Source organism: uncultured Polaribacter sp., assembly GCF_947501385.1.
Lineage (GTDB): Bacteria > Bacteroidota > Bacteroidia > Flavobacteriales > Flavobacteriaceae > Polaribacter.
The window spans coordinates 57312-77824 of sequence record NZ_CANMVP010000001.1 but is presented as its reverse complement, the minus strand read 5'-3'; the positions used below and the strand labels follow the sequence as shown (position 1 = coordinate 77824).

At 31.2% G+C, this 20513-nt stretch carries 11 protein-coding genes; all 11 read left to right on the top strand.

From position 1 onward, the window contains the following. Positions 1–18: 18 nt before the first annotated feature. The 11 genes from Q0998_RS00350 (at position 19) to Q0998_RS00300 (ending at position 20497) form a co-directional block, all read left to right on the top strand. On the top strand, positions 19–1644 hold the full coding sequence (locus Q0998_RS00350; RefSeq protein WP_299664610.1) for a glycoside hydrolase: 1626 nt from the start codon (positions 19–21) through the stop codon (positions 1642–1644). Between the two features lie 121 nt (positions 1645–1765). Continuing rightward, positions 1766–3310 (top strand): glycoside hydrolase, encoded by a 1545-nt coding sequence (locus Q0998_RS00345; RefSeq protein ID WP_299664608.1) that lies wholly within the window; start codon positions 1766–1768, stop codon positions 3308–3310. Between the two features lies 1 nt (position 3311). Next, positions 3312–4919: a sulfatase gene (locus Q0998_RS00340; protein ID WP_299664606.1), complete on the top strand. Its 1608-nt coding sequence runs from the start codon at positions 3312–3314 to the stop codon at positions 4917–4919. 15 nt (positions 4920–4934) lie between these two features. After that, complete coding sequence (locus Q0998_RS00335) at positions 4935–6356, top strand: sugar porter family MFS transporter (RefSeq protein ID WP_299664605.1); 1422 nt, start codon at positions 4935–4937, stop codon at positions 6354–6356. A gap of 3 nt (positions 6357–6359) precedes the next feature. Continuing rightward, on the top strand, positions 6360–7118 hold the full coding sequence (locus tag Q0998_RS00330; RefSeq protein ID WP_299664603.1) for an SGNH/GDSL hydrolase family protein: 759 nt from the start codon (positions 6360–6362) through the stop codon (positions 7116–7118). An 86-nt stretch (positions 7119–7204) separates the two neighbouring features. Then, complete coding sequence (locus tag Q0998_RS00325; protein ID WP_299664601.1) at positions 7205–9985, top strand: sugar-binding domain-containing protein; 2781 nt, start codon at positions 7205–7207, stop codon at positions 9983–9985. Positions 9986–10008: 23 nt separating this feature from the next. Next, positions 10009–13323, top strand: coding sequence for a DUF5107 domain-containing protein (locus tag Q0998_RS00320; RefSeq protein WP_299664599.1), 3315 nt, complete (start codon positions 10009–10011; stop codon positions 13321–13323). Continuing rightward, the gene (locus Q0998_RS00315; RefSeq protein WP_299664597.1) at positions 13324–14826 is read left to right on the top strand and encodes a sulfatase-like hydrolase/transferase; all 1503 of its coding nucleotides are present in this window, start codon (positions 13324–13326) and stop codon (positions 14824–14826) included. It begins immediately after the preceding gene. A 1-nt stretch (position 14827) separates the two neighbouring features. Further along, positions 14828–16726, top strand: coding sequence for a sulfatase (locus Q0998_RS00310; protein ID WP_299664596.1), 1899 nt, complete (start codon positions 14828–14830; stop codon positions 16724–16726). Positions 16727–16756: 30 nt separating this feature from the next. Further along, entirely contained in the window at positions 16757–19546 is a 2790-nt protein-coding gene (locus tag Q0998_RS00305) for a sugar-binding domain-containing protein (protein ID WP_299664594.1), read from the top strand. Between the two features lie 120 nt (positions 19547–19666). Then, on the top strand, positions 19667–20497 hold the full coding sequence (locus tag Q0998_RS00300) for a T9SS type A sorting domain-containing protein (protein ID WP_299664592.1): 831 nt from the start codon (positions 19667–19669) through the stop codon (positions 20495–20497). The last annotated feature ends 16 nt before the right edge of the window (positions 20498–20513 follow it).

Here is a 20513-nt window from a genome sequence, read left to right as displayed (position 1 = left end):
AAATAAACAAATAAAATAATGAGCAATTCATCAATTAAAATATTATTAATAGTGTTCATCATCTCCTTTGGTTGTGATAAAGATGATTTTACAGATCCTAACGACCCTAAATTTGGGAGTTTAGAACCAGCTATTCAGCTTAATTTTGACAATATTGAACAAAGAATAAATCATTTTGGAGCATCGGGTGGATTTCAAGACCAATGGGTTGGTGAATGGACAAGTACTGCTAGAGAAGATATAGCAAAACTATTATTCAGTTCAGAAACTGATGCACAAGGAAATCCAGAAGGTATAGGACTTTCACTTTGGAGGACTTTTATTGGAGATGGTTCTGCAGATCAATCAGATAGTGGTTTTAGAGCTAATTCTTGGTTTAGAGAGACAGAATGTTATTTAGATGCTAATGGAAATTATGATTGGACAAAACAAGCAGGAGAACAATGGTTTCTTCAAAAAGCTAAAGAATACGGTGTACCTCAATTTACAGGTTGGGCAATTAGCCCACCCTATTTTATGACAAAAAATGGTTATACTTTTAGAACAATAGGTAATGGTCAGTTTAATTGTCCAGAAAGTAATTATGAGGCATATTCAACTTTTTTAGCCGATGTTATCAAAAACTATGAAAGTAAAGGTTATAATTTTTCTACAGTTTGTGCATTTAACGAAACACAATATGAATGGACAGCGAATATAGGCGATGCATCACAATCAGGAACAAGAGCAACAAATAAAGAAGTTGCTGATGTATCTAGGATTATGGATCAAGTATTTACAGACAAAGGTATAAATGCAAAAATAATGATTCCAGAAGCAGCCCAATTAAGTTACTTATATTCTGGAAATCAAAGTACAACGAATCAGATAAATAGTTTTTGGGATACAGCAAGCTCTAATTATATTGGTGATTTACCAAACCTTTCCAAACACGTTGCTGGACATAGTTATTTTAGTAATACCACTACTACTAATTCGTTAAACCAGCGTACATCTTTAAAAACAGCATTATTAAATGCTGGTCAAGGTTTAGATTATTGGCAGACAGAATATAGTTTGTTAGGGACTGCTTATCAACAAGGAAAATCCTTATCGGAATTAACAGAGATAGATTATGCACTATGGATGAGCAGAATTATTCATACAGATTTAGTGTTTGGAAATGCAACAGGTTGGAGTTTTTGGACTGCTTTAAATCAGTCTACTTTTGGAGATCATCCTTTTCGGTTTAATTTAATATTATATCAACCAAACTCAAATAGTCCATCGCATACAGATGGTACTTTTTATGAAGTTAAAAACTTATGGGCTTTAGGTAATTACAGCCGATTTGTAAGGCCAGGAATGGTTCGTTTTGAAGTTGTTGATCCTATTTACAACGAAACTACATCTGTTGAAAACTTTATGATTTCGGGTTATAAAAATGATTCGTCAAAAGAAATTGTATTAGTTTGTATAAACAATACAGAAAGTGCTAGAACTATTTCTTTTCAAGATTATGGAACAGAGTTCGAAGTAACTGGGAATTCTTTTGAAACCTATACAACTTCTTCAACAATGAATTTAGAAAAAGGAACAACCGCAGCTGATGAAATTGTGATTCCAGCAAAATCAATTGTAACTTTAAAAGGAAACCTTAATTAGACTTTTTTATTTTAAAGAATAGAAAACTCAATTCAACTTGTAATAATAGAAAGAGTAAATCAAAATTTCAAATATTTTATGAATGTTGAATCATAGAAAGTCAAAATATAAAAACATGCTAGTGAGTATTTTTAAAGTTATATGTTTTTGTGTTTTAGTTTCTTGTAATACCAAAACAGCCGACTTTAATATCACAGTAAACAAAAATATTGTTTACCAAACTATGAAAGGTTTTGGTGCTTCAGATGCTTGGCGTTGCCAATTTGTTGGATTGAATTGGCCAGAGGATAAAAAAGAAAGAATAGCAGAACTTTTATTTAGTAAGGAATTTGACGAAAATGGAAACCCAAAAGGAATCGGACTTTCTTTTTGGCGTTTTTATATAGGGGCTGGTTCTACAGAACAAGGTAGAAATTCAGAAATTAGAAATGAATGGCGAAGAGGAGAATCGTTTATAGATGCTGATGGAAATTATGATTGGAACAAACAAAAAGGACAACAATGGTTTTTAAATAAAGCCAAATCTTACGGAGTTGATAATTTTTTAGCTTTTTCTATTGCACCACCTGTGCAATGGTCACTAAACGGAAAAGCATATAATTCTGATTTAAAATCTGGAAGTATCAATCTAAAAGCTGATAAATTTGATGATTATGCAGGTTTTTTGGTTGAATTTTTAAAACATTTTAATGCTAAAGGAATTTCATTTGATTATTTAAGCCCTATAAATGAGCCACAATGGGAATGGGAGAAGAAAACACAGGAAGGCACACCTGCAACAAATAAAGATATTTTATTAATTTCTAGTTTAATAGATAATTATATCAAAGAAAATAATTTATCAACAAAAATAGTGATTGCAGAAGCTGCAGATTTACGTTGGTTATATTCAGATTATGGCAAGCCAAAAAGAGGCAATCAAATTGATTATTTTTTCAATGAAGGAGTAAAAATCGAGAATTTAGATCAAACAATTACTGGACATAGTTATTTTACGACTTGGCCTATTGACAGTCTAATTACTATCAGACAAAAATTACATAAAAAGTTAGTCAAATATCCAAATCTTGACTACTGGCAAAGTGAATTCTGCATTCTTGAAAAAAATAACGATATTGAAGGTGGTCGAAAAAGAGATTTAGGAATGGCAACAGCTCTTTATGTAGCTCGCGTAATTCATGCAGATTTAACTTTAGCAAATGCTAATTCTTGGCAATGGTGGACAGCATTGACAAATGCCGATTATAAGGATGGACTTATTTACCTAGACACAGGAGTAAAAAAAAATATGCATAATTTAGAATCCTTAAAATTTGATGGTAATTTTCATGATTCTAAACTTTTATGGGCATTTGGTAATTATTCAAAATTTATTAGACCAGGAATGATTCGTGTAGATTCAAAATTAAATACAACGCTTAATTTAAAAGAACAGTATGATAATTTAATGCATTCTACTTATTTGAATAAAGAAACTTCAGAATTAATTTCTGTGGTTATTAATTATAGTAATGAAGATAAAAAAGTGAATTTTAAAAACTTTTACACAGATAAAATGTATGTGACTTCTGAAGATAAAAATTTAGAAAAAGTAGCTGTAAATAACGAGAATATTGTTTTCGAATCAAGATCAGTAAGTACCGTTATTGGTCATTTAAAAAAGTAAAATGAAAATAATTTTTAACAATAAATTTGAGTTGATTTTGTGTATTAGTTTTACCGTTATTATTCTTAATAACTGTAAAACTAAAGATTCGTCTGTAAAAAAACAAAATAAAAGACCGAACATTGTTTTTATTCTTGCTGATGATTTAGGTGCACATGATTTAAGTTACACAGGCAGTACCTATTACGAAACGCCTCACATAGATGCAATTGCAGCACAAGGTGTAGAATTTACGCAAGGCTATGCTGCTGCACAAGTCTGTAGCCCTTCTAGAGCTAGCTTAATGACAGGTCAAAATACAGCGCGTCATCAAATAACAGATTGGATTGGCGCTGCTACGGGTGAAAACTGGGTAAAAAGAAACAACACCAAACTTTTGCCCCCAGCATATGTTAGCGCTATTCCAAAACAAGATGTTACGATTGCAGAAGCATTTAAGGCAGCAGGTTATAGCACTTTTTTTGCGGGAAAATGGCATTTAGGTGATGAACCTTATACACCAGAAAATAATGGTTTCGAGATTAATATTGGAGGCTGGGAAGTTGGAAGTCCTAAAGGAGGTTATTACGCTCCATGGCAAAACCCTAAATTAAATTATAAATACGAAGGGGAAAACTTAACTAAAAGATTGGCATTAGAAACAGCAGATTTTATTACTAAAAACAAAACAGCACCTTTTTTTGCTTTTCTATCATTTTATGCTGTTCATGGCCCTATAGAAACAACACAAGAAAAGTGGAATAAATATAGAACCAAAGCTGAAATGCAAGGAATTCCTGAAGACGGTTTTGAGATGGAACGTATTTTGCCAATCCGAACAGTACAAGACAACCCTGTGTATGCCGGTTTAATAGAATCTATGGATGACGCAGTTGGTATTGTTTTGAGTAGAATAAAAGAGCTTGGGTTAGAAGAAAATACAATTATTGTCTTCACATCCGATAATGGTGGTGTTGCTAGTGGAGATGCCTTTTCAACAACAAACTTTCCGTTAAGAGGTGGCAAAGGGTACCAATGGGAAGGCGGTATAAGAGCACCATATTTGATTAAAGCACCTATGTTAAAAAACACACCCAAAAGTATCAGTTACCCCGTTTCTGGAATTGATTTTTATCCAACTTTACTTGAATTGGCTGGAATGTATAAAAAATCAAATCAAATTTTTGATGGTGTTAGTTTAGTTCCTTTGTTAAAAGGTAAATCACTTCAAGATAGACCTCTATTTTGGCACTATCCCCATTATGGAAACCAAGGTGGTGAGCCAGTAAGTATGATTAGAAAGAATAATTGGAAATTGATTCACTATTGGGAAGATGGACGTGATGAGCTTTATAGTTTAGAAAATGACCTAGGAGAAATGCAAGATGTTTCTTCTAATAATTCTGAATTAGTCAAAGATCTAAGAACTGAATTAGACACGTATTTAAAAAGTGTTAATTCTAATAATCCTAAATTGAATACAAATTACGATGATAAGAAAGCAAAAAAATTGTACGTAAGTAGGAAAAATAAAATGCTTCCTCAATTAGAAAAACAACGTAAAGATTTCTTATCAAAAGATTTTATGCCAACTAAAGATTGGTACAATAGCAACTTAACCAAAGACTAATTATTTAAATAATATATGGAAATCAATCACCAAAATAGTACAGATAAAAATAATTTTAATTTCACCTATTTGATTTTTTTAGCATTAATTTCTGCAATGGGCGGATTTTTATTTGGATACGATTGGGTAGTAATTGGAGGTGCAAAACCATTTTATGAACTGTATTTTGATATCAGTTCCATGCCGACATTACAAGGTTGGGCCATGAGCAGTGCTTTGGTTGGTTGTATTTTCGGAGCAATAATTTCTGGCTTTGTAGCAGATAGATTCGGACGAAAAATTCCATTAATTTTTGCTGCCGTATTATTTACTTTATCTGCTTTTGGTACAGGTTATGTAGATAATTTTACCCCATTTATCATCTATAGATTAATCGGCGGATTAGGTATTGGTTTGGCTTCTACACTCTCTCCAATGTATATAGCAGAAATTGCTCCAGCAAAATATAGAGGTCAATTTGTAGCCATCAATCAGCTTACTTTAGTGATTGGTATTTTAATGGCACAAGTAGCCAATTATTTAATTGCAGAACCTGTTTTAGATGATAATACAGCAGCTATTTTAAGTTCTTGGAACGGACAATCTGGATGGCGTTGGATGTTTTGGGCAGAATTAATACCTGCAATTTTATTTTTTGGTTTGCTATTTTTAGTTCCTAAAAGTCCACGTTTTTTAATGAAGATTGGAGATGTAGTTTCGGCTAAAAAAGTGCTGGCTAAAATTGGCGGAAATGACTATGCAGAAATAGAAACAGCAAATATCGCAGTAACACTTAGTGAAAGTGATAAAGCAAAAATTAAATTTTCAGACTTTAAAAACCCGAAAGTAAAACCCATTCTAATTATAGGAATTGTTTTGGCAATTTTTCAACAGTGGTGTGGTATCAATATCATTTTCAATTATGCTGAAGAAATATTTACTGCTGCTGGCTATAGTGTTGGAGACATGTTGTTTAATATTGTAATTACAGGAAGTGTAAACTTAATTTTTACCATTATTGCTATGAGAACGGTTGACAGTTGGGGAAGAAGAAAGTTAATGCTATTTGGGTCAATAGGTTTAGGTGTCGTGTATGCTATTTTAGGAGGTGCCTATTACATGCAATTTACAGGTTGGCCAGTATTATTATTGGTAATTATTGCTATTGCAATTTACTCAATGTCTTTGGCACCAATTACTTGGGTGGTTTTATCGGAAATATTTCCAAATAAAATAAGAGGTGTTGCGATGTCTATTGCAACGTTCTCATTATGGGTAGCTTCTTTTATTTTAACGTTTACTTTCCCAATTTTAAATGATGCTTTAGGAGCATCTGGAACATTCTGGGTATATAGTTTTATTTGTGTTTTAGGATTTCTATTTATAAAAAACAGATTGCCAGAAACCAAAGGAAAAAGTTTAGAGGAAATTGAAACAGAATTAACAAAAGATAAATAATTAATGATATTTCAGATAAAGAAGATTGGTTTGTTATTAATCGTTGGCTTTTTACTAAGCTTAAATATTGCTTGTGCTCAACACAGAATAAATATTTCTTCTAAGCAAGAAATAGTAGATTATTATTTAGATTCTTTAAAGTTAGAACTTCGAAAAAAATGGCCGAAAAATAAAACTGTTAACTTGGTTTTTCATGGTCATTCTGTACCTACGGGTTATTTAACAAAAGGGGTCGTAGATCGAGTAAACTCATATCCATTTCAAACATTAAAAAAAATAAACGATCACTACCCTTATTCTGTTGTAAATGCTATAACAACTTCTATTGGAGGCGAACAGGCTGAGCAAGGAGCAAAAAGATTTAAAAAGGAAGTTCTTACTTATAAACCAAACGTAATTTTTATAGATTATGCCTTAAATGATAGAAGTATGGGTTTAGAAAGAGCAAAAGTTGCTTGGGAAAAAATGATTGTTGAAGGATTAGAATATGGTGCAAAAGTGATTTTATTAACACCAACACCAGATTTAAAAGAAGATATCAATTCAGAGGAATCTAAGTTGGCAAAACATAGTAAACAAATAAGAAAATTAGCAAAAAAGTATAAGGTTGGATTGGTAGATAGTTATGCCATTTTTAAAAAATTATCAGAAAAAAAACCTTTAAAAAGATATATGGCACAGAACAATCATATCAACCAAAAAGGGCATCAATTTGTTGCGGATGCTATTTTTGAATATTTTAAAATAGCACCAAAAAAATAACCGTTTTTTAATTAATGAAACACATCACTTACATAAAAATACTTTTATACTCGATACTATTATTAGCTATTTCAGCTTGTAATAATATGGAAAAAAATAGTATTGATTTATCTGGAGAATGGAGTTTTAAAATTGATTCATTAGATACAGGAATATCAGAAAAATGGTTTGCAACTTCTTTTTCTGAAAAGATAATATTACCAGGTTCAATGGCAGAAAATAACAAAGGAAATGAAGTTTCTGTAAACACAGTTTGGACAGGTAATATGTGGAATGACAGTTTGTGGTACAAAGACCCAAAAATGGCAAAATACAGACAAAAAGGAAACATAAAAGTTCCTTTTTGGTTAACTCCAAATAAAGTTTATACAGGCGTAGCTTGGTATCAAAAAGAAGTAGAAATTCCAGAAGATTGGAAAAATAAAAAAATAGATTTACACCTAGAAAGAGTGCATTGGGAATCTACCCTTTGGGTAGATGACAAAAAAGTAAGTATGCAAAATAGTTTAGGAACTGCACATAATTATACTGATTTAAATGAATTATTAACTGCAGGTAAACACATCATAACTATAAGAATAGACAATCGCATTAAAGACATTGATGTGGGTGCAGATGCGCACAGTATCTCAGACAATACACAAACGAATTGGAATGGTATTATTGGCGATATAAAACTAATGGCAACTCCAAAAATAGCGATTGGAAATGTCAAATTGTATTCCAATATCAAACAAAACAAAGTAAAAGTTGTTGTTCAAATTGAAGATAGTTCAAAGGGAAATCAAAATCTTCAATTAGTTTTAAATGCGAAAGAAAAGAATGGAAGTTTTTCACTCAAAACAATAAAAAAATATATTTCCACTAAAGGAAATCAAGAAATAATTATTGAGTATGATATGGGAGAAAATCCTAAACTTTGGGATGAATTTAACCCAAATGTATACGAATTGCAATTAACGTTAAAATCGAAAGCTGGATCAGATACTAAGAACATCGATTTTGGAATGCGTGAATTTAAGGCAGTAGATAAAACATTCACTATAAATGATAGAAAAGTATTTTTAAGAGGAACTTTAGAATGTGCCATTTTTCCTTTAACGGGTTATCCTCCAACTGATGTAGCTGCTTGGAAACGTATTTATAAAACAATTAAAAATCACGGACTAAACCATATGCGTTTTCATTCCTGGTGTCCGCCAGAAGCAGCGTTTATTGCCGCAGATGAAATGGGTGTTTATTTACAAGTAGAAGCGTCGGTCTGGGCCACTATTGGAGATGGTAAACCAATTGATAAGTGGCTATACAAAGAAGGAGAAGATATTATAAATGCTTACGGAAATCATCCATCTTTTGTAATGATGGCGTATGGTAATGAGCCAAGTGGAAAAAATCATGTTGATTATTTACGTGACTATGTGGCTCACTTTAAGGAATTAGACAATAGAAGAATGTACACAAGTGCTGCAGGTTGGGCATATCTTGATAATATGGATTATTACAATCATTTTCAAGCGCGTATTCAAAAATGGAACCAAAACTTGAATAGTATTATTAATGCGGAAGCACCTCAAACACTTTTTGATTATAAAGACATTATTGATAAAACACCAATGCCTTATGTAAGTCACGAAATTGGACAATGGTGTGTGTATCCTAATTTTGAAGAAATGGCGAAATATACTGGTGTTTTAAAACCTAAAAACTTCGAAATTTTTAAAAAAACGTTAGCAGAAAACGGAATGGCTAATTTGTCGAAGCAATTTTTAATGGCTTCTGGTAAATTACAAGCCTTATGTTACAAAGCAGATATTGAAGCTGCTTTGAGAACCAAAAATATGGCAGGTTTTCAATTACTAGACTTACACGATTTTCCTGGACAAGGAACTGCTTTAATTGGTGTTTTAGATGCTTTTTGGGATGAAAAAGGATATATTTCTCCAGATGAATTTAAAGCATTTAGCGGACAAACAGTTCCATTAGCACGTTTCAAAAAAAGAACATTTAAAAATACAGACACTTTAAATGTAAAGGTTGAAGTTGCTCATTTTGGTCAAAATAAATTAAAAGAGGTGACATCAACTTGGTCTATAAAAAACATAGAAAGTGAAGTTTTTGCTGAAGGTAATCTCGCTAAAACTGATATTGAAATAGGAAATGGAATTCAATTGGGGAACATCAATTTACCACTTATTAAAGTAAATAAAGCACAAAAATTAACACTTTCAGTAGGCGTAAATAAATTTAAAAACACTTGGGGTTTTTGGGTATATCCAGAAAATCCAGCACCAATCTTAAATGAAAACGATGTAAAAGTTGTGAGTAAATTAGATTCAAAAACTATTGATTTCCTTCAAAAAGGAGGAAACGTTTTATTAAACATTTCTAAAGGAGCTATTGCAAAAGATAAAGGAGGAGCTATTGGTATTGGTTTTTCAAGTATTTTCTGGAATACTTCATGGACAAAAGGACAAAAACCACATACGTTAGGAATTTTATGCAATCCTGAAAATCCTGCGTTGGCAGATTTCCCAACAGAATATCATTCCAATTGGCAATGGTGGGATGCAATGAGTAATTCAAATGTCATAATTTTAGATGATTTACCAGCATTAACTCCAATTGTTAGAGTGGTAGATGATTGGTTTAAAAACAGAAAGTTAGCATTGATTTTTGAAGCAAAAGTTGGCAAAGGAAAATTAATTTTTTCGGGAATTGATTTACACACAAATATTGATAAAAGATTAGAAGCAAAACAATTATTGTACAGCTTAAAAAAATATATGACTAAAGCTAATTTTAATCCAAAAATTACTTTAGAAATTGAACAAATAACACAACTATTAAATTACAATAATACTCATTAAAAAGAGAAGAAAATTAATTATTTATGAAGACTGTAAAAGCTTGGAAAGAAAAGGTAGTAATTCCTACCTATGAAGTTGGAACTCCAGAAAAATACCCTGTTTTTTTAGAAAAACGTGTGTATCAAGCAAGTAGTGGAGCTGTGTATCCGCATCCTGTAATTGAAAAAATAAGCGACACAAAAACAGACAAAGAGTGGGATGCTATTTATATAGAAAACGATTACATAAAAGTAATGGTTTTACCAGAATTAGGGGGCAGAATTCAAATGGCCTATGACAAAGTTAGAGAACGTCATTTTGTATATTACAATCACGTTATTAAGCCAGCTTTGGTTGGTTTAACAGGTCCTTGGATTTCTGGCGGAATAGAATTTAACTGGCCACAACACCACAGACCAAGTACGTATGATCCAATAGATTCTTGTATCGAAGAAAATGAAGACGGAAGTAAAACGATTTGGGTAAGTGAAGTAGAACGAATGTTTAGAACCAAAGGAATGGCAGGTTTTACCTTACATCCAGACAAAGCATACATAGAAATTAAAGCACAATTGTACAACAGAACTCCGCATCCGCAGACTTTTTTATGGTGGGCAAATCCTGCTGTTGCTGTAAATGATCATTATCAATCGGTTTTTCCACCAGACGTAAATGCTGTTTTTGATCATGGAAAGCGTGATGTTTCTGAATTCCCAATTGCAAAAGGAGAGTATTACAAAGTAGATTATTCACCAGGAACAGACATTTCTAATTATAAAAATATTCCTGTGCCAACAAGTTATATGGCAATTACATCAGAATATGATTTTGTAGGTGGTTATGAAAACGATTCAAAAGGAGGACTTTTACATATTGCAGATCATAATGTTTCGCCAGGAAAAAAACAATGGACTTGGGGAAATGGCGATTTCGGAAAAGCATGGGACAGAAATTTAACCGATGAAGATGGTCCATATATTGAATTAATGTGCGGTGTTTATACTGATAATCAACCAGATTTTTCTTGGATGCATCCGTATGAAGAAAAAAGTTTTACCCAATATTTTATGCCTTATTACAATGTTGGCGTTGTAAAAAATGCAACAAAAGAAGCCTTGGTAAATCTTGAAATTGTAGATGGAAAAGCCTTAATAAAGGTCTATGTAACATCAACTTATAAAGATAGTAGTATTGTCTTAAAAGGAAAAAATGAAGTTTTATTAGAAGAAATTATACAATTGTCTCCTAAAGATGGTTTCGAGAAATTAGTAGCAATTAACAGTGCTAAATTTGAAGATTTACAAATTGCTGTTTCAGATAAAGATGGAACTATTTTAGTTGCCTGGAAACCAGATACAAATATAAAAACAGAAATTCCAGAACCTGCGAAAGCAGCAAAGGCACCCAAGGAAATTGATACTGTAGAAGGTTTATTTTTACAAGGTTTGCATTTAGAACAATACAGGCACGCAACTTTTAATCCGATAGATTATTACGAAGAAGCGTTGCGTAGAAGTCCGAAAGATGTTAGAAATAACAACGCAATGGGCTTGTTGTTTTTGAAAAAAGGGCAATTAGAAAAAGCCGTTTCTTATTTTGATACTGCAATTAGCACACTTACAAATCACAATCCAAATCCATATGACGGTGAAGCTTATTTTAATAGAGGAATTGCATTAAACTTTTTAGGAAAAAAAGACGATGCGTATGCAAGTTTCTTTAAAGGATGTTGGAATGCACAATGGCAAGATGCTGGGTATTTCAATTTAGCGCAAATAGATACTTTTAGAGGCGATTTAGACAAAGCGTTAGATTTGGTAGACAGGGCTTTAATTAAAAACTGGCACAACCATAAAGCAAGACATCTTAAAATTGTTATTCTAAGAAGATTAGGAGAATTAGAACAAGCAAATACACTAATTACAGATTCTTTAGCAATCGATAAATTCAATTTTGGCGTTTTATACGAGCGTTATATATTATCAAATAAAAAAGATGATTTAGAGTATTTTAAGAAGATGATTAGAGGTTATGCGCACAATTACAATGAGTTTTCTATTGATTATGCAATGGCGGGTCAGTTTGATGATGCAATTTCACTATTAAAAGTTTATACCAGTGAAAATGAAAAAGCATATCCGATGGTTTATTACTTTATGGGATGGTATTATGATCAAAAAGGTAATGATTTTAATGCTTTAGAATGTTATAAAAAAGCATCTAAAATGTCAGATGAATATTGTTTTCCAAATAAAATTGAAGAAGTTTTAGCATTGCAAGCTGCTTGTAAAGCAAACCCGAATGATGACAAAGCATTCTATTATTTAGGGAATTTCTGGTATGCTGCAAGACAGTATAAAGAAGCGCAAATGTATTGGGAAATGTCTCTACAACTGAATGATGGTTTTGCAATTACACACCGTAATTTGGCTTTGTTATATTACAATAAAACAAATCAAAAAGAATTGGCAAAAACTCATTTAGAGAAAGCATTTTATTTAGACAGTAAAGATGCACGTTTGTTAATGGAGTTAGACCAATTGTATAAGAAAATTAATATTTGTGTTGATACCCGTTTAGAATTATTGGAAAAACACATCGATTTAACCAATTCAAGAGACGATTTGTATTTAGAACAAATTGCACTTCATAATACCAAAGGAAATTATGAAACTGCTGCAGAATTAATAAAAAATCGTCAATTTCACCCTTGGGAGGGTGGCGAAGGGAAAGTTCCTTTTCAGTATTTAATAAATCAAGTTGAATTGGCTAAAAAACACATCAGTTTAAATAATTTTAATAAAGCAATTGCATGCTTAATGCAGGCAAAAGTTTATCCTCATAATTTAGGAGAAGGGAAGTTGCAAGGAACACAAGAGAATGATATTGACTATTGGTTAGGTTGCGCCTATGAAGGTTTGGGCGAACAAGAAAAAGCAAAACACTTTTTTGAAAAAGCATCTCAAGGTTTAAGCAATCCAAGTCCTGCAATTTTTTACAATGATCAACAACCAGATAAAATTTTTTATCAAGGTTTGGCATTTAAAAAATTAAATAGAAAGGATAAAGCAATTGTTCGTTTTGAGAATTTAATTAACTACGGAAAAACCCATATGAATGATGATGTAAAATTGGATTATTTTGCAATTTCATTACCAGATTTATTGATTTGGGAAGAAGATTTGAATGATATTAATAAAATTCACTGTAATTATTTAATTGGTTTAGGAGAGTTAGGCTTAGGAAATCAAGAAAAAGCAACAGAAAGTTTTGCTAAAGTACTAAAAATGGATACGTATCATCTACCAGCACATATACACGGAAAGCTTGTTATTATTGAGTCTATCAGCGATAAATAAATGAATTTTTATAAAAACATAGTGCTACTTTTTTTTCTTTTCGGATTGAATTTTACATTTCTTTCTCAAGAGAAAAAACCAAACATCGTCATTATTTATGTAGATGATTTAGGTTATGGTGATATTGGTGTAAATGGAGCAATTGGTGTAAAAACGCCAAATGTAGATTTGCTTGCAAAAAATGGACTAAATTTTACAGATGCACATAGTGCAGCAGCAACTTGTACACCTTCTCGATATTCCCTTTTAACAGGAAATTATGCTTTTAGAAATAATGCAGCAATTTTAGAAGGCGATGCACCTTTACTCATAAATCCAGATAAAGAAACTCTGCCAGATATGTTGCAAAAAGCAGGGTATAGAACAGGTGTTGTTGGGAAATGGCATTTAGGACTTGGAAACGGTAAAATAGATTGGAATAAAAGAGTAAGCCCAGGGCCAAAAGAAGTAGGTTTTGATTATAGTTTTTTAATTCCAGCAACTGGAGATCGTGTTCCAACTGTGTTTTTAGAAAATCAAGAAGTTTTAAATTTAGATTCGTCAGATCCAATAACGGTAAGTTATGCAACCAAAATTGACGGTTATCCTTTAGGTAGCAAAAAACCTGAATTATTAAAAGTACATACAGATCCTTATCATCAAGGAGCAATTACAAACGGAATTAGTAGAATTGGTTATATGAAAGGTGGAAAAAGTGCTTTATGGGTAGATGAAAAAATACCTTTTGTACTTTCTCAAAAAGCAACAGATTTTATAGAGAAGGAAAAAGAAAATAAGTTTTTTCTCTTTTTTTCTTTGCACGATATTCATCAACCAAGAATTGCAAATATAAAATTTGTAGAAAGCAGTACAATGGGGGCTCGTGGAGATGTAATTGCACAAATGGATTGGTGTGTTGGTGAAATCACAAAAAAGCTAAAGAAAGAAAACTTATTAGAAAATACACTTATCATTTTTACTAGTGATAATGGTCCAATTTTAGACGATGGTTATTTAGATTATGCTATAGAATTACTAGGAAATCATAAGCCTGGAGGCGTTTTTAGAGGTGCAAAATATTCTATTTATGAAGCTGGTACAAGAATGCCAACCATTTTGCACTGGCCTAAAAGCGTAAAACCAGGTGTAAGTAATGCTTTGTTAACACAGGTAGATTTATATGCTTCTTTAGCAAAATTAGTGAATCAAAAAATTCAAAAAGGTGCAGCTATAGATAGCGAAAACCATTTAAATGCTTGGTTAGGAAAATCAGAAAAAGGACGTAAATTTTTATTAGAAGAGGCATATACTTTTGGTTTAAGAATGGGCAAATGGAAATATATAAAACCTAAAGATGCTAAAATTCCAAATTGGATTGCCAACAAATTTGTAGATCCTGGTTTTCGAAAAGAACCCCAATTATTCAATTTAGAAAAAGATCCATCAGAAAAAAATAATGTTTCTAATAATTTTCCAGAAATAGTAAAAATGATGGAAAAGGAATTAAGTAAAACTCTTAAATAAAATGAAAACCTTTTTTTATTTCTTTCTTTATATAGTATTAGTAATTCGTATATCTGCGCAAGAAAAACCAAATATTCTTTGGATTACTATAGAAGATACTTCCCCGCAATTTATAGGAGTTTACGGTAATAAAAATGCAAGTACACCAAATATAGATAAACTTGCTATTGAAGGCATTCGATTTACAAATGCCTTTTCTACTGGAACTGTTTGCTCACCAAGTAGATCTACAATTATAACAGGAATTCCAACTTACAAAATGGGAACTGGAAATCACAGAAGTAATTATCCTATTCCAGAATTTATTCACGGTTTTCCATACTATTTAAAACAACAAGGATATTATACTTCTAATAATGTAAAAACAGATTATAATATAGCTAATGAAAAAGATTTCATAAAAGAAGCTTGGGACGAAAGTTCTGGTAAAGCAACTTGGGCTAATAGAGAAGACAAAAATCAACCTTTTTTCTCTGTGTTTAATTATGCAGCGTCTCATCAATCAAGAACAATGTCTATGCCTTTTAACTGGTATAAAAAATATGTTTGGGATTATCTATCAGAAGAGGATAGAATTGGAGATAATGAATTTGAAATGCCACCTTTTTATAAAGATACACCAGAAATGCGAAAACAATTTGCCAGGGTTTATAATTCTATAAAGTTGACAGATAATAGAATAGGGGAGTTGCTAAAGAAATTAGAAGATGATAATTTAACGGAAAACACCATTATCTTCTTTTATGCAGATCACGGAGAAGGAATGCCAAGAGGAAAAACAAACGGAATTAATTATGGGTATAGAGTGCCGTTTATTATAAAGTTTCCAGAAAAATTTAAGCATCTTTCTCCTTGGGGAAAAGCAGGAACAGTTTCCAGTGAACTCATCAATTTTGAAGATTTAGCGCCAACTATTATAAGTCTTGCAGATGGCAAAGTGCCTGAGTATTTAAAAGGAAGAGCGCTAATTGGAAAAAACAGAGACAAAGAAAGAGACCATTTACTACTATCTACAGATCGTGCAGATAATGGTTCAGATTTAGTAAGAACAATTACAGATGGTAGATTTGTGTATTCAAGAAACTTTATGCCTTTCATGCCAGAAATGCGCTACATAAGGTATTTAGAGATTGCAGAAATCACACAACAAATGCGATTAGATTATAAGAATAACCAATTAAATTCTATACAAAAAAGTCTATTCAATCAAAGATCTACGGAAGTTTTATATGATATTGAAAATGATTCGTGGGAAACTAAAAATTTAATTCATAATCTAAAATACAAATCAGTTTTAAAGAAAATGCGAAAGCAGTTAACTGAAGATGTTTTAAAAGCAAAAGACATTCACTTTGCAACTGAATATGAAATTGGTTTGATTTCTAAAACAACAACGCCTTATGAATATCGACTGGATGATGAAAAATATCCGTTTAAAAAAATTTATAAGGTGGCAATGCTATCTGGAGAAAAAGGAAATAAAATTGCCAAGAAACAAATAAAACTATTAAAAAATAATAACAAAATTATACGCTACTGGGCAGTTGTTGGCTTAATGAGTCAGAAAAAAGAAATCCTTAATTGTTATCAAAAGGAGCTCACAAAGGCATTAGAAGATTCTTATCCACCAGTTGCAATAACTACAGCTGCCATATTATATGAAAATTTTCAAGATAAAAAATCGGAAGGGATTTTACTAAAATTCAGTAAAAGTGACAACATGGATTTGGCATTAATGACCATTAATTATTTACTATATGTTGATGACAAACAAGCATTTATAGAAACGATACAAAAAGTTCATAAAATGCCCAAACGCAATTACAATATAAAAGCCGCTTGTATGGATTTTTTATCAATTTTAGACTTGGTAGAGAATACTTCTAAAACCGAAAACTAAAAAAATAACAGCATTAAAACTAATACATATATGAAACTATTTCGCTCAATATTTATTTTATTAACAGTTATTTATAGTTGTTCAAATTCGGACACAGATGCTATATCTTTGGCTGGTGGTTGGCATGTTAAATTAGATTCCACAAATGTAGGGGTTGATGAAGACTGGGCTGTAAATAAGTTTTCTGGAAAGAATATAAACTTACCAGGTACATTAGATGATGCTGAAATTGGAACTCCAATTACGTTAGAGCCTGCCATTAATAATTATGTAATGTCTAATCTTACTAGAAAACATCAATATATTGGTAAAGCTTGGTATCAAAAAGAAATTGAAATTCCAACTTCTTGGCAATCAAAAGATATAGATTTAAAACTAGAAAGAATTATTTGGGAATCTACTGTTTATATAGATGGTAAATTGGTAGGTACTGCTAATAGTTTAGTATCTAGTCATGATTATGATTTAACCTCATACCTAACACCTGGAAAACATTTATTAACTATTTGTATAGATAACTCTAATAAATTCCCTTTTATAAATGTTGCTGGAAACAAATATCCTGATAAGGTAAACCAAGATATGGCACATGCCTATACCAATCATACACAAATAAAATGGAATGGTATTTTGGGTGATATAATGTTAGAAGCATCAAATAAAAATACTCCAGATAATCTTCAAATATATCCAGACAAGAAACTTAATAAGTTAAAAATTAGTTTTCAACAGCCTTTTTTTAAAGAAGACCAAGTAAACTGTATTATTACTTCTACAGATGGTAATGAAATTTTTAATAAAAAAGTTAGTATTGTAAAAAATGCAAATAATACATTAACCTTTGAAATTGATAAACCTAATAATCTAAAGCTTTGGGATGAATTCAATCCTAATTTATATGATGTAGAAATAAAAACAATAGCAGGAAAAACAACTGCAAGATTTGGATATAAATATGTTGGAAATAAAGAGGGGAATTTAACTTTGAATGACAAACGTATTTTTTTGAGAGGAAATTTAGAATGTGTAATTTTTCCTTTAACAGGGTATCCACCAACAAAAAAAGAAGAATGGGCAAAACTAATTGCACAAGCAAAAGCGTATGGATTAAATCACTTACGTTTTCACTCTTGGTGTCCGCCAAAAGCAGCATTTGAAGCTGCAGACGAAGCAGGTTTTTATTACCAAGTAGAATTACCACATTGGAGTTTAAAAGTAGGCGAAGATGAAAATACAACCCTGTTTTTAAAAGAAGAAGCAAAGAAGATACTTAAAGATTATGGGAATCATCCTTCATTTATATTTATGGCAATGGGAAATGAATTACAAGGTGATATTAGTGTATTAAATGATATGGTTGCTGAATTAAAACCAATAGATAATAGACATTTATATGCGACAACCGCATTTTCTTTTCAGCAACCAACGGGTACGAGACCAGAAAAACAAGATGAATTTTTTATTGCACAATGGACAGATAAAGGATGGATTCGTGGACAAGGAATATTCAATACTATACCTCCACATTTTAATGCAGATTACACCTCTGGCGCAGCCCACATAAATATTCCACTTATTTCTCATGAAATCGGACAATATTCTATATATCCAGATATGAGTGAAATTAAAAAATATACAGGAGTTTTAAACCCTTTAAACTTTAAAGCAGTAAAAAACGATTTAGAAAAGAAAGGACTTTTAGAATGGGCTCCAAAGTTTACAAATGCCTCTGGTAAATTAGCGGCTTTGTTGTATAAAGAAGAAATTGAACGTGCTTTAAAAACACCAAGTTTTGATGGTTTTCAGTTATTGCAATTACAAGATTTTCCTGGTCAAGGAACCGCTTTGGTTGGTTTATTAAATGCTTTTTGGGAATCTAAAGGAATTATATCCGCAGAAAAATTTAGTGAATTTAATAGTGAAGTAGTTCCACTAATTAGATTTGAAAAAGCGACTTATAAAACTGGAGAAACGTTTACGGCTTCTGTAGAAATTGCGAACTTTTTTGAAGAAAAAACAAATCAAACAATAGAATGTTTAATTATTGATGAAGTAAATACAGTCATCAAAAAAGAAATAATTACTGATGTAAATTTAACGATTGGTAACAACATTAATTTAGGAACAATTAATTTTCCAATCGAATTTGAAAAAGCTAAAAAATTAACTGTAACCGTAAATTTAATAAATACTAAATACACAAATAGTTGGAACATTTGGGTGTATCCAAAAAATGTACCAACGTCTAGAGAAGGAATTGTAGTTACGGCATCAATTAAAGAAGCTTTAAATTTATTAAAAAAAGGTAAAAAAGTATTGTTAAGTCCAAATCCAAAGACTTTAGATGGAATAGAAGGTAGGTTTGTCCCTGTTTTTTGGAGTCCTGTCCATTTTCCAAATCAGCCAGCAACAATGGGTATTCTTTTAGATGAAAAGAATCTAGCATTCAATAATTTTCCAACAGATTATCATAGCGATTGGCAATGGTGGGATTTATGTATGAACTCTAAATCCATTATTATAGATAATTTAGAAGTAGATCCTATAGTGCGTGTGATTGATAACTTTGTAACAAATCATCATTTATCAAATATTTTTGAAACTAAAATAGGTGAAGGAAAACTATTATTTTCGTCCATAGATTTGATTTCAAATTTAGAGAAAAGACCTGTTGCAAAACAATTAAGATATAGCTTATTGGAATATATGGTGTCTGATGAATTTGCTCCATTAAAATCATTAAAAGCTAAAGATCTAGAAAATATTAACTTAAAAAATAATAAAAGTAGTTTCTCTACAAATGATATTTATAAAGAATAGCTCAAATTTTTGAATTCATAAACTTTAAAGTGTTTTTGTCTATATAATTAAAACTATCATCTATTTTTTTTACAATAGTAATTATTAATTTTATAATTAAATATATAAAATGTTATTATTATGATAAAAAAAATTACTTTTTTAATTGTTTTCATAAATTATAGTTTTTGGGCGTTAAATGCTCAAACTGTAGTTAATGATTTTGAGGCAAGTTCTCCGGTATTAGTTCAAAGATATGGGGCACAGGTTTCCGTTGTGGATAACCCAGCTAATATGGGAAATAACACTTCTGCTAAAGTTGCAAAGATTGGAAGAACAACATCTCTTTGGTATGAGTTAATTGCTTTTGATTTAGCAACTCCTTATGTTGTTGCTTCTGGAGAAACAAAGTTTTTAAATATTATGGTTAATTATCCTGCTCAACCAGATGTTTCAGTTAGATTTAATGCTGCTTCATCAGGGGTAGATGGAAGTGGAGACGTTAGAGCACTTAACTCTTATGATCTAAATGCAGGTGGCTGGCAAAATTTAATTTTCCCTTTAGACGGAGGAGCTTCTGGACTTACAGTTTCAGCTATTATTTTTCTTGGAGATTTAGGTTTTCAAAATGACCCTGCAGGTTTAGTTCTTAATAATACTGATTTGTTTGGTTATGTTGATAATTTTACTTTTACAGATGGAAACCCTTTAAGTGTTAATGAATTTGAATTAAATAAAACTATTTCAGTTTACCCAAATCCAACAGAAGGTATTTTAAAAGTCAAGGCTTATAGTGATAATAGTATTAAGGATGTGGTATTTTATAATATTTTAGGAAAAGATGTAACAAGAAATGTTAAAATAAATAATAATGGAGACTATGATATGAGTAATTTATCGTTAGGTATGTACATTGTCAAAATATTAGATTTTAAAGGCAAGTTATCAACTAAAAAAGTTATGAAAGAATAGATCATTTGAAATGTCT

Bases quoted from the DNA above. Each gene is read 5' to 3' on its own strand.
- Q0998_RS00350 (WP_299664610.1), top strand. From the start codon at position 19: ATGAGCAATTCATCAATTAAAATATTATTAATAGTGTTCATCATCTCC.
- Q0998_RS00305 (WP_299664594.1), top strand. From the start codon at position 16,757: ATGAAACTATTTCGCTCAATATTTATTTTATTAACAGTTATTTATAGT.
- Q0998_RS00320 (WP_299664599.1), top strand. From the start codon at position 10,009: ATGAAGACTGTAAAAGCTTGGAAAGAAAAGGTAGTAATTCCTACCTAT.
- Q0998_RS00325 (WP_299664601.1), top strand. From the start codon at position 7,205: ATGGAAAAAAATAGTATTGATTTATCTGGAGAATGGAGTTTTAAAATT.
- Q0998_RS00335 (WP_299664605.1), top strand. From the start codon at position 4,935: ATGGAAATCAATCACCAAAATAGTACAGATAAAAATAATTTTAATTTC.
- Q0998_RS00340 (WP_299664606.1), top strand. From the start codon at position 3,312: ATGAAAATAATTTTTAACAATAAATTTGAGTTGATTTTGTGTATTAGT.
- Q0998_RS00300 (WP_299664592.1), top strand. From the start codon at position 19,667: ATGATAAAAAAAATTACTTTTTTAATTGTTTTCATAAATTATAGTTTT.
- Q0998_RS00330 (WP_299664603.1), top strand. From the start codon at position 6,360: ATGATATTTCAGATAAAGAAGATTGGTTTGTTATTAATCGTTGGCTTT.
- Q0998_RS00310 (WP_299664596.1), top strand. From the start codon at position 14,828: ATGAAAACCTTTTTTTATTTCTTTCTTTATATAGTATTAGTAATTCGT.
- Q0998_RS00315 (WP_299664597.1), top strand. From the start codon at position 13,324: ATGAATTTTTATAAAAACATAGTGCTACTTTTTTTTCTTTTCGGATTG.